Here is a 12,122-nt window from a genome sequence, read left to right on the forward strand (position 1 = left end):
GCTGCCCGAGTACATGGTGCCGGCCGCCTACGTGCATCTGGAAGCGCTGCCGCTCACGCCCAACGGCAAGCTGGACCGCCGTGCGCTGCCCGCGCTGGGCGATGCGGCCTACGCCACGCGCGAGTTCGAGCCGCCCATCGGCCCGGTGGAGCAGACACTGGCCCGGCTGTGGTCGGAACTGCTGGGCGTGCCGCGCGTAGGTCGCCAGGACGATTTCTTCGAACTCGGCGGCCATTCGCTGCTCGCCATCACGTTGCTGGAGCGCATGAGCGCCGAGGGCCTGCCCGCTGAAGTGCGTGCGTTGTTCGAGGCGCCCACGCTGGCCGCGCTGGCCGCCATGCTGATCGAGGAGGGTGCGGTCACGGCCGGGGTGGCGGTGCCGCCGAACCTCATTACGCCGCAGACCACCGTCATCACGCCCGAGATGGTTCCGCTGGCCACGCTGTCGCAGGACAGCATCGACCGCATTGTTGCCGGCGTTCCCGGCGGGGTCGCCGGGGTGCAGGACATCTACGCGCTGTCCCCGTTGCAGGAGGGCATCCTCTTCCACCATCTGCTCGATGCGCAGACGGATCCGTATGCAATTTCGTACCAGATGGTCATGGCTGACCGTTCGCAGGTCGACCGCTACCTGGCGGCGCTGCAGGCGACGATCGACCGCCATGACATCCTGCGCTCCGCGGTCGTGTGGGACGGCCTGGAGGAGCCGGTCCAGGTGGTGTGGCGCCACGCTCAGCTGCCGGTGTCCGAGATCGAGCTCGATCCGGCCGCAGGCCCGGCCCACGAACAACTCGCTCTTCGCTACGCCCCGCGCAGCTGGCGCATGAAGCTCGCGCAGGCGCCGCTGCTCCACGTCGTCGTCGCGCGCGATCCTTCGACCGGCCGCTGGTGGTTTCGCGTGCTCTGGCACCACCTCATCGGCGACCACTCTTCGATCGAGCTGCTGCAACTGGAGGTCCAGGCGCAACTCGCCGGCCGCCAGCAGGCCCTCCCCCCCGTGCAGCCGTTCCGCAATCTCATGGCCGAGGTGCGCCTGGGCAACTCTGCGGAGGAGCAGACACGCTACTTCCGCGAAGTGCTCGGCGACGTCAGCGAGCCGTGCGCCCCCTTCGACCTGCTCGATGCGCAGGGCGACGGGAGCGCCACCGCGGAGGCTCAACAACCGCTCGACGACAACCTTTCGACGCGGCTGCGTCTGCTGGCGCGCGGTCACGGCGTCACCGTCGCCACGCTGTGCCATCTCGCGTGGGCGCAGGTCGTGGCACGCACCAGCCGCAGCGGCGATGCCGTCTTCGGAACCGTGCTGTTCGGCCGCATGCACCCGGCCAAGGGAGCCGGGCGAACGATCGGCATGCTGATCAACACCCTGCCGATGCGCGTGCGCGTCGACGGGACACCGGTCGCCGAGGCCCTGCTGGGAGTGCACCGGCAGCTTTCGATGCTGCTGCGCCATGAACATGCATCGCTGGTGCTGGCGCAGCGCGCAAGCGCGGTACCGGCACCGGCGCCGCTGTTCACCTCGCTGCTGAACTACCGCCACCAGACGTCATCGCCGGCTACCGACGAGTCCTTCATGCGCGGCACGATGGAGACGTTGCACGCCGACCGCTCGCTCGACGGCATCGAGGATATCGGCGGTGAAGAGCGCACGAACTATCCCATCGGCTTGTCGGTCGAGGACTTCGGCGACCAACTCTCCCTCAGCGTCCAGACCACCGCGCCGGTGGCGCCGCAACGAGTTGGCGCGCTGATGAAGCGCGCACTCGAAGTGTTGGCCGACGCCCTGGAGCATGCGCCGCACACGCCGCTGCGCGACCTCGACATCGTGCCGGAGTCCGAGCGCAGCGCGTGCCAGGCCTGGAACGCGACCGAGCGGCCGTTTGCGCAACAGCGCTGCCTGCACGAGCTGTTCGAAGCCCAGGCAGCGGCCACCCCACAGGCGGTTGCCCTCGTCTGCGGCGCGCAGCGCCTGAGTTATGAAGAATTGAACCGACGCGCCAACCAGCTGGCGCACCATCTGCGCACGCTGGGCGTCGGCCCGCACCGGCGCGTAGCGATCTGCGCGCAGCGCGGCGTGCCGCTCCTCGTGGCCGTCCTGGGCACGTTGAAGGCGGGCGGCGCGTACGTGCCTCTGGACCCGGCGTATCCGCCGGAAAGGCTAGGGTTCATGCTCGCCGATTCGACGCCGGTCGCGCTGCTTGCCGAGGCCGCCTGCGCGCCTCGGCTACCTGTACCCGAGGCGCTGCCGATCTGCCTGCTCGACGCCGGCGAAGCGCTGTGGTCGGGCCTGCCAACAGAAGACATCGCGCCGCGCGACATCGGGCTTGAGGCCGGACATCCGGCCTACGTGATCTACACCTCCGGGTCGACGGGAACGCCCAAAGGCGTCCTCGCCACACACAGGGGACTGTGCAACCTCGCTCAGGCACAGATCGCGAGCTTCTGCGTGACGCCTCAGAGTCGCGTGCTGCAGTTCGCGTCGTTCAGCTTCGATGCCTGCATCTCGGAGATCGCGATGGCCCTGTCCAGCGGCGCTGAACTGCACCTGCCGGCGAGCCAGGGTGCGCTGGCCGGCGATGCCCTTGTCGAGGCCATCGAGTCGGCCGGCATCACGCACGTCACGCTGCCGCCCGCGGTACTCGCCGCGCTGGATGAAGCGGAACTCGCGTGCGTGCAGTCGCTGATCTGCGCTGGCGAGGCGCTGCCAGCGGCGCTGGCCCGACGCTGGGCCGCGGGACGCCGCCTCTTCAACGCCTACGGCCCGACCGAGGCAACGGTGTGCACCTCGATACAGCAAGGCGCCCCGGGCAGCGGCGACTCCGTGCCCATCGGCAGGCCGATGGACAACATGCGCATCCACGTGCTGGACGCGCGCGGTCGGCCGGTGCCGGTGGGTGCGTCAGGCGAGATCCACATCAGCGGCGCCGGCGTCGCGCTGGGCTATCTGGGCCGCCCCGACCTCACCGCCGAACGCTTCATCCCGGATCCTTACTCGGGCGTGGCGGGTGCGCGCATGTACCGCAGCGGCGACTCCGGCCGCTGGCGCGAGGACGGCTCGGTGGACTTCCTCGGCCGTGTGGACCGCCAACTGAAGCTGCGCGGTTTCCGAATCGAACCGGGCGAGATCGAGGCGGCGCTGTGCACCGTGCCGGGCGTGCGCGAGGCGGCCGTCCTCGCCTCGGCACGCGAGGCCAGCGACCAAACGCTCCTTGCATTCATGGTTGTGCAGCCGGGCGCCGCGGTGCCTGAACCGGCCGCTGTGCGCGCCCACTTGGCACTCCGGCTTCCCGAGCACATGGTGCCCGCGATCTTCGTGCCGATAGACGCCCTGCCGCTCACGCCCAACGGCAAGCTCGACACCCGTTCCCTGCTCGCAAGTCATGGCGGCACCGCCGCCCAGGCGCGACACGAGCTGCCGAGCGGAGAGATCGAGACGCTGCTCGCGGACATCTGGGCCGATCTGCTCGACCTGCGCCGCGTCGGGCGCAACGACAACTTCTTCGAGAGCGGAGGGCATTCACTGCTCGGTGTGCGACTGGTGAGCCGTGTGCGAGCGCGCGGATTCGACATGACTCTGCAGGATCTCTACACCAATCCCACGCCGCAGTTGCTCGCCGACTGCCTGAGCGGCGCAACCGGCCGCCCTTACGGCAGCTACGCGGTCGCCGTGCGGCCGCAGGGCGCGGCAGCGCCGTTGTTCATCGTCCCGTCGGGCTTGGGCAACGTGGCCTACGCCTACACGATGGCCGCCCATGTCGACGCCAACGTGCCCATCTACGGTCTGCCGTGGCCCCAACAGCTGCCCGCGTCGATGGAGGCGCTTGCCGCGCACGCCGTCGCGCTGATGAAGTCGGTACGTCCCGAGGGCCCCTACCGCCTGCTTGGCGTGAGTGCCGGCGCAACGCTGGCCTATGCCATCGCACAGCACCTCGCGCAGCTGGACGAGGGCGTGGAGTTCGTCGGGCTCATCGATGCCGACTACACCGAGAATCCGCCGCTCGACGAGGCGATGCGCGCCACGCTGACTGCCGATCTGCTGGCTATTGATTTGCGCCGAATGCACGGCGCGGAACGCTACGCCGAGCTGGCAGCGGACCTCGAAGAAGCCATCGCGACCGTCGACGCCCTCCAGACATGCGGCTCGGTGACGCTGTTGCACGAACGAGTCGCCGCACTGCCCGCCCTGCAGCGCATCGGCGCGCAGATCCACATGTCACTTCCCGAGCGACTGTCGGCGTACGCGCGCATTGTGCATTTCGACGGGTTGAGGCGGCTCTACGTTGCGCAACCCCTGCCGCAGTGCCTGCACCTGCTGGAATCGACGGAAAGCGCCGTTCCGCTCGGCACGCTGGGCTGGGAACGGGCCATGCCTCAGGACCGCATCGTGATCCACCCGATGCCGGTGGCGCATGCCACGCTGTTCACGCCACGCCACCTGGGGGCGCTGGCACAGACGCTGCACACGGCGCTGGCCGCGCCGCGTGCAGCTGCGCAGGCCGAACCGACGCTGGCATTCCCTCTGCATCGCGGCAATGCCGAAGCGCCGCTTGTCGTTTGTGTGCCCGGCGCCGGCGCCACCGTCACGAGCTTCCTCGAGCTCGCTGCCGCCCTCGGAGAGGGTGTGGAGGTCATGGCGATGCAGCCGCGCGGGATCGACGGAGCCGCGCCGGCCTTCGGCAGCGTCGAACTGGCGGCGCAGCGCTATCTGGAGGCGCTGCGCGCCAGCACAGGGCCGCGCCGCCAGGTGCACCTGCTCGGGCACTCGTTCGGCGGTTGGGCCGTGTTCGAGATGGCCCAGCGGCTGGCCGTTGCTGGAACGCCGGCCGCGTCGGTGACCATCGTCGACAGCAGCGCGCCGGACCGCGAACCCGAAGCGGTCGACCTGTCGCGCGCGGAGATCCTGGAGCGCTTTCTGGAAGTCGTGGCGATGCAAGCACCACGCGCGATGCCGCTCGACCTTGCGGCGCTGGATCGGTTGAACTTCGCCGAACTGCTCGACGCCCTGCACCGCCTGTTCGTGCAGCTCGACCTCATGCCCCCGCGCTCGCGCGCGGAGGCGCTGCGCGGATCGCTTGCCACTTTTGCCACCGCGTGCCGCACCGCCTACCGGCCCGATCTCACGTACACCGGTCCCGTCCACCTGGCGCTCGTCGACGACACGCGGCTCGACCGCGACGCCAATGAAGCGCAGTTCCTGCAGTGCCGGCAGGGCTGGGAGCACCTGGCGCCAGACCTTCACACATGGCACGGGCCCGGCAACCACATGACGGTGCTGCAGCGACCGCATGTGCAGGCGCTGATGGCCTGGTGGCGCGCATGTACAAAGGCCTGACCCATGCAAGCAAGATGCCGTCGACCCCGCGGTCATACTGGCCGCCAGTACTCCAACTCTGCACTGCCTCGTCCTTGTCATGATGCAAACGTCCACTCGACTTTCCGACCGCGTGCGGTTGCTGCCGCGGGTCAACGGGTGGTTCGCGCACCCCTACTTGCTGTCTCCGCTCACATTCGGGCTCTTCACGAAGCATTCGCATCTGTCGATGCTCGACTCTTTTGTCGAAGATCCGGAGCTGCACCGCTCCTCGGTCCGCGTGCCCGATCTGCGCGGCGGCCCGTTCATTGACTACGACGGCGACGCCGCGGATATCCGCCGCTTCCGCGACGAGACGCGTCAACGCTGCGCGGTGCAACTGCGCTACGCCGACGCCATCAACGCGCTGTACGAACTGCTGCAGACGCAAGCGCGCGGACAAGGCCTAGGGGCGCTCTACGGCCAGATCGACGAGTCCATCCGGCATATGCTCGAGATCTCCTATGACGTCTCCAAGCAGCCGGGGGCGCGCTTCATCGAACGCCTGTTCTATGAGAGCCCGGCGTACGACACGTCGCTGCAGACCTGCCTGCTCGAACCAGTGAGCATGCAAGCGCGGCCCTTTGCGCTCAGCACACCGCAGATTCGGCGCACGCCGGGCTCGGTACAGATCGCCGTGCCGTTCCAGGACCCGCTGTGGGACCATCTTTGCGCCGGCGTCGGCTCTGGCACCGACCTGGTCGAAATGCTGCGCCCGCACGTTGTCGACGGCTCGTCCGACGACGTCGCGGCGCTGCGCGCGCTGCTCACCGACCAGCCACGACCCGAGCACAGTGCGCCCCCGGCCGAGGAAGTGCGCGTGCGCTATTTCGGCCACGCCTGCGTGCTGATCGAAGGCTACGGCACCAGCATCCTCATCGATCCCCTGCTCAGCTATCCGGGCGAGTGCAGCATTGACCACTACACGTTCGACGATCTCCCGCCGCAGATCGACTATGTGCTGATCACGCATCCGCACCAGGACCACATCGTCATGGAGTCGCTGCTGCGCATACGCCACCGCGTACGCCACGTCGTCGTCGGGCGCTCCGGGGGAGGCGCTCTGCAGGACATTTCGCTGAAGATGTTCTTCACCCGCCTCGGCTTTCCGTCCGTCGTCGAACTCGCGGATTTCGACGAAATCTCCTTGCCGCACGGTCGCATCGTTGGCGCGCCGTTCTTTGGCGAGCACGCTGACCTGGATGTCCGGTCCAAGGTCGTGCATGCCGTCGAGCTCGGGGGCAAGGTGTTCATCATGTTCGCCGACTCGAATCCGCCCTGCGTCGAACAGTACGAATGGCTGCGCCGCATGTTCCCCAAGGTGCACTGCCTCTTCCTGGGCATGGAATGCGTAGGCGCACCCGCAACGTGGCTCTACGGTGCGCTGCTGCAGAAGATGCTCACGCGCGGCGAAGACCAGTCGCGCCGGCTCGACGGCTGCGACCTCGACAAGGCGCTGCAGCTGCGCGCGTACTTCGAGCCCGAGATGCTCTACATCTACGCAATGGGTGCCGAGCCCTGGATCAGCCATATCACCAGCATCGTGTACTCCGAGGATCTGCCGCAGTTCCAGGCAGCCCGCGGACTCGAGGCGGCGGCCCGCGACGGCGGCTTCCACGCCGAGCTGCTGTACGGCAAGAAGGAGCTGCATCTTTGATGCCGAAAGATGTCCTTGGCATGCGAGCGCCCGACGCACCCGAAGGATGGGCGCCGGTGCCCGAGGACCGCGCTCGCCTGTGCGCACTTCCCGCGGCTGCCGTGCGCGATCCGGCCGATCTCGTCGCTGCGCTGCGCCGCGACGAGGTCGTGCTGGTGCAGGGCATTTCCGACCAGGCCCATGCCGACCTCGTCCTGGCTGACGCCACCATGGCGCTCGGACTCCTGGAGCGCCTCAAAGTGCAAGCCGGTTACGCGTCCCTGCATGGGCATCGCACCTCCGTCGGGCGCTACTTCATGACCGTCAACCGGCGCGACGACTACCACTTCATTCCGCCACACTCCGAAGGCACGCCGAACGCGGACATCCAGCTCGGCTCCCTCTACTGCCACCACAACACGACAGACGGCGGCGACAACTTCCTTTTCAACACCGACACCGCGAGTCCGGCCTGGAGCCGTCTGCGCGAAGTCACCACCAAGGTCGACCTTTGCGGCCGCCAACTTGGGCGGCGTGACGCGGCGATGCTGAAGATCGTTCACGGCGTCAGCCTGCCGGGCGACGTTCTCGCCCCGGGCTCGGAGATCCTCGAAGAGCTGCCGGCACCGCTGCCGGGCATCCGGCTCTACAACGTACTCGCGCCCGTGCGGCCGGTGCGCTCGCGACTGCTCGACCGTGACGTGCGCGTGCTGTGGGACAACGTGGCCACGATGGACTTCGACTGCGCGGCCGAATTCATGCGGCTGCTGCAGGGCACAGGCCTTCTGAGGCAACCGCCGGGCGGAGCCGACATCGCTGCGCTCGACGGCGCCCACGCCAGACACGTCTGGCGCTCGGGCGTGCGTTTCGACCAGTTGTTCAGGGCCCGCATCACGCACAGGCTTCTCGCCGGTGAGCTGCTGCTCTTCAACAACCTGACCTGGGCGCATTCCACGAGCAACTGGACCCCGCAATCCGGCTCGCGCCAGGTCGTCGCCGCATTCGCCTGAGTGCAACGGCGCCGCTCCATGCTCCTTCCACTCGCCGCCCTGTGACAAAACTCTATCTGCGCCCGAACGCAGTCGCGCGACCGCTGCTCAACCACTGGATCCTGTGGGACATGCTGCTGCCGCCGGCGCAGGCGGCCCTGATCATCGCGCGCAACCACCTCCCGATCATGGAGTCCTATTTGCGCGCGCCCCAGCAGCACGCGGACGCGGCAAGCACGCCTGCGCTGATGGGCGGCCCATGGATGAACTACCCGACGCCGCGCGTCGACGAGATCCGCGATCTGCTGAACCGGACGCGAAAGGTGCAAGGCGAGATGCTCGCCCTGGCCGGCGCGATCGCCGCACTCGACGACCTGCTGCGCCGCCACGCCAAGGGTGAATCCCTCGAACCGCTGTACAGCCAGATTCCCGCACCGCTGCGGGGCTATGTCGAACTGGTCTACGACCTGGACGACCATCCTGGCATGCGGCTGTTCGAGGGCATGCTCTATCGCAGCCGCTACTGCGGCCGCGCACTCCAGCACTTCGCTGTCGACCTCGTCGAGCGCGACTGGCTACCTTACGAGCGCAGCACGCCGGTGCTCGACGACGGCCGACGCGCCATGCTCGCGTTGCCCTGGAACGACGCGCGGCTCGACGCGCTGTTCGCCGCAGAGCACACGCCCGTGGACATCGATGAGATGGGCGAGCGCCTGGGCCTCGACGCCGCGCGCACCCCTGCCTGGCGCGACCTTTTCACAGACGTTCCTCCGCTGCGCCGGCATGCGCCCCCGTCGCAAGGCGTGCGCGTGCGCTACTTCGGCCACGCGTGCGTGCTCATCGAGTCACCCGAAACAAGCATCCTGACCGACCCGTTCGTCTCGTACGAATACCCCACGGACCTGCCGCGCTACACCTTCGAAGACCTCCCGCAGCGCATCGACTACCTGGTCATCACGCACGGCCACAGCGACCATATCCGGCCTGAAGTGCTGCTGCGCCTGCGGCACCGCACCGGCACGGTCGTCGTGCCGCACTGCGCAGGCCGCCGGCTGCAGGACCCGTCGCTGAAACTGATGCTGCAGGAGCTGGGCTTCGCCAACGTCGTCGAGATGCGCGAACTCGATTCCATCTCACTGCCCGGCGGCGGTGCCCTTACCGCAGTGCCCTTCGTCGGCGAACACAGCGACCTCGACATCCAGGGCAAGAGCGGTTATCACGTTCAGCTGCATGGCCGCTCAGTGGCCTGCCTGGCCGATTCCTGCAGCCTGGACCCGATGATGTACAGGCACATTGCCGCCGAACTGGGCCCGGTCGACCTGCTGTTCCTCGGCATGGAGTGCGAGGGCTCGCCCATGAGCTGGGGCTACGGCCACCTTCTCATGCGCAAGCCCAACCACAAGGCCGATCAGTCTCGCCGCGACCGCGGCTCCAACGCCGCCGAGGCGAAAGCACTGATTGAAGCCTGGCCGGCGGCACAGGCATACGTCTACGCCATGGGACAGGAGCCTTGGCTCAACCACGTCCTCGCGATCGACCAGAGCGGTGGGCACCTTGGCATCAGCGAATCCGACGACTTTTTGGCGCACTGCCGCAGTCGGGGCATCGATGGCGAGCGCCTCTACGGCTGCAAGGAAATCGTCCTTCCGGCCCGCTGAAGAACAGGCCCGCGATGACGAAGTGATGCGCTCCAGCGCGGCGCGCTTTCCGACTTCAGCCCGAGAAGGCTCTGCGGCAAGAGTGAGGCAGCATTTTTTCGCCTGTCACTGCCAGGCAAGCCTTGAAACGAGTTCAAGCATAAAAATCCAGTCGCGGAACCACATGGACGTCATGGCAAGAAGTGGTTGGGGCAAAAGCTGATCAACATTTTCGATGCGCGTGCCCATGAGCAGGTGCAAGTCTTTTCAATTCCTTCTAGATGCGGTTTGGAGTTTCCGTGGCACATGCTCAGCTAACGTTCCAGACACCCTTGATCCAGAAACTCCAGCGAAGGCACTTCATCCTGTTTGGCGTGGCTCCGTTGATCGCGGTCCTGGCTACTCCGTTGTACTGGGAAAGCCTCTACCACGGCCCCTTTGAACTTTTGCTTTTCTTCGGGCTTTGGATCGTGACGGGATTGGGGATAACGGTGGGGTATCACCGGCTTTTCACCCATAGATCATTCCAAACTTCAGCACCGGTTCAGACCCTATTGGCCGTGCTCGGTTCGATGGCGGCGCAGGGGGGCGTCACATCATGGGTGGCTATCCATCGGTTGCATCACGAGCGCAGCGATACCGAGGAAGATTTGCATTCCCCGAACACCCACGGACATGGCATCGTCAACCGGCTGCGCGGCCTGCTGCACTCTCATTTTCTATGGATGAGGAAGCACCCGTTTCCAAACGTGCTGCGGTACGCACCCGATCTCTTGCGCAATAACCATGTGAGCATGGTCGATCGGCACTATTACAAGATAGTCCTGTCAGGGCTGATGCTTCCTGCCGTGGCCGGCTACTTGTATCGTGGGGACTTGAACGGCGCCATCTCGGGTCTGTATTGGGGCGGCGTGCTGCGGATCTTCGTTCTTGAGCACATCATCTGGTCCATCAACTCGCTCCTGCACGTCTTGGGGCGCCGCGACTATCACACGAAGGATTCGAGCCGCAATATCGGCGTGCTCGGGCTTGTGACCTTGGGTGAGTCCTGGCATAACAATCATCACCGGTTTGCGAACTCGCCGAGTTTTGGGTTGAAGTGGTTCCGCCTGGACCCAGGCTTCTGGACTATCAAGGCGCTTGAGAAAGCAGGTGTTGCCTGGGATCTTCGAATGCCCGACAAGTCGGAGATCGACGCACGCCGCATTGGCAGCTAGCCGGTTCGCGCCTCTTCGAGCATGTGGCGAACGTTCAAGATCGTCGTCTCATCGGGAATCGATTCGCTCGGCTTCAGTGCCGCGAAGCTCCGCCGAGAGACCCGCGCGACCGAACCCATAGCGATCGTCCGTCGAACTCACTTTCGGCGGTAGTCGTCTTCTCGTTGATGCCTGATGGCAGACACCGCGATCTCTCGTTCGCTGACGATAGTTGCGCACTCCGGACAGCTGGCCGGTCCGCAGCATCTTGAACATCACCGCAGGGTCGAGCGCCGGGGGTGCCGTTGTCGTCCCCGTACAGGTGCGCAACCTTGGCGCGCATGAACTGGAAAGCGACCACCGCTTCGCTCTTGCGCAGCAGTTGTTCCTGGGGAACGAGCATCTCGAGCGTCACCATCTCGAGTTCTTGTTCTGCGGACAAAGGCCTCTTGGGCATTCCGCGATTCAGAACACAAAGCCCAAAACACAAAGCCGCCGAAGGCGGCGAGGGCTTTGTGTTCTTCCACAATCTGGCGGCCCCGACGGGGTTGCCAGATCTTTCGGCCCTCACTTGCCCCACACCGCCTTGTATTGCGTGCGATACCCGTTGTCCGGATCGAACACGTTCTTCGGCCCGCCGTCCTTGCCCACGTTGCCCGCGGTCACCAGGTGCACCTTGGGCACGTAGCCGGACCACTTCTCCTTGGCGAAGGCGCGGTTGAGTTCGTCCACGATCTGCCAGCCCTGCATGTTCAGCGGCTCGGGCACCGTGCCGGCCTGGTAGCGCTGCGTGCGGATGCGCTGGTAGGCGGCCTCCGAGCCGTCGCCCGCCGACACCGCCTTGGGCGCCCCGTCGCCCTTCTTGCCCGCCGCGCTGAGCGAGGGACCCATGAAGTCGAAGTAAAGGTCGTTGATGGCCAGCGAGTGCGTCCACTTGGCGCCGAAGCGCTGCAGCAGCGACGTGGTGAGCTGCGGCATGCGGGTGGAGCTTTCGGCGATCGGGCTGTCCTCGAAGCTCAGCACCGTGCAGCCGCCGCACTTCTTGATGACCGCCTCCATCGCGCGGGCCTTGTAGAGCGCAATGGCGTACTGCGAGTCGGTGAAGATCACCACGCCGGCCTTGCCGCCCGAATCGGCCACCACCCACGAGGCAGCCACATCGGACACGTCGTCGGTCACCGTGGTCACGTTGGCATAGAGGCCGGCCTTGTCGTTCGGCCCGGGCTGCTCGCCCGAGTGCCAGCCCACCAGCGGAATGCCGGACTTGGCCGCGCCCGAGAAGGCGGCCTTCTGCTCCGTCGTGTCGAAGCCGCC

The 12,122-nt window shown here is 66.6% G+C and carries 7 protein-coding genes and 1 pseudogene; 5 read left to right on the forward strand and 3 right to left on the reverse strand.

Annotated features, from left to right (window positions below; genetic code table 11):
• From ABIC90_RS26935 to ABIC90_RS26950, 4 genes are all read left to right on the forward strand, one after another.
• Nucleotides 1–5,332: amino acid adenylation domain-containing protein (locus ABIC90_RS26935; RefSeq protein WP_354359732.1), on the forward strand; the 5,332-nt coding region annotated here is incomplete at its 5' end.
• Between the two features lie 82 nt (nucleotides 5,333–5,414).
• Entirely contained in the window at nucleotides 5,415–7,007 is a 1,593-nt protein-coding gene (locus tag ABIC90_RS26940; RefSeq protein WP_354359742.1) for an MBL fold metallo-hydrolase, read from the forward strand.
• Nucleotides 7,007–7,996 (forward strand): hypothetical protein, encoded by a 990-nt coding sequence (locus tag ABIC90_RS26945; RefSeq protein WP_354359734.1) that lies wholly within the window; start codon nucleotides 7,007–7,009, stop codon nucleotides 7,994–7,996. Before ABIC90_RS26940 ends, ABIC90_RS26945 begins: the two co-directional genes overlap by 1 nt.
• Before the next feature lie 41 nt (nucleotides 7,997–8,037).
• On the forward strand, nucleotides 8,038–9,633 hold the full coding sequence (locus tag ABIC90_RS26950) for an MBL fold metallo-hydrolase (protein WP_354359736.1): 1,596 nt from the start codon (nucleotides 8,038–8,040) through the stop codon (nucleotides 9,631–9,633).
• 105 nt (nucleotides 9,634–9,738) lie between these two features.
• Here ABIC90_RS26950 and ABIC90_RS26955 read toward each other — a convergent pair whose 3' ends face one another.
• On the reverse strand, nucleotides 9,739–9,873 hold the full coding sequence (locus ABIC90_RS26955; RefSeq protein WP_354359738.1) for a hypothetical protein: 135 nt from the start codon (nucleotides 9,871–9,873) through the stop codon (nucleotides 9,739–9,741).
• A gap of 71 nt (nucleotides 9,874–9,944) precedes the next feature.
• On the opposite strand from ABIC90_RS26955, the gene ABIC90_RS26960 reads away from it, so the two are divergent.
• Nucleotides 9,945–10,829, forward strand: coding sequence for an acyl-CoA desaturase (locus tag ABIC90_RS26960; protein WP_354359740.1), 885 nt, complete (start codon nucleotides 9,945–9,947; stop codon nucleotides 10,827–10,829).
• Between the two features lie 189 nt (nucleotides 10,830–11,018).
• On the opposite strand, the pseudogene ABIC90_RS26965 reads toward ABIC90_RS26960, so the two are convergent.
• Nucleotides 11,019–11,265 (reverse strand): annotated as a pseudogene (locus ABIC90_RS26965) (IS5/IS1182 family transposase); the annotation flags it as partial.
• Nucleotides 11,266–11,375: 110 nt separating this feature from the next.
• Nucleotides 11,376–12,122: substrate-binding domain-containing protein (locus ABIC90_RS26970; protein ID WP_354355297.1), on the reverse strand; the 747-nt coding region annotated here is incomplete at its 5' end.

Origin of the sequence: Variovorax boronicumulans, from assembly GCF_040544675.1 — a bacterium.
Classification (GTDB): Bacteria; Pseudomonadota; Gammaproteobacteria; order Burkholderiales; family Burkholderiaceae_C; genus Variovorax; species Variovorax boronicumulans_D.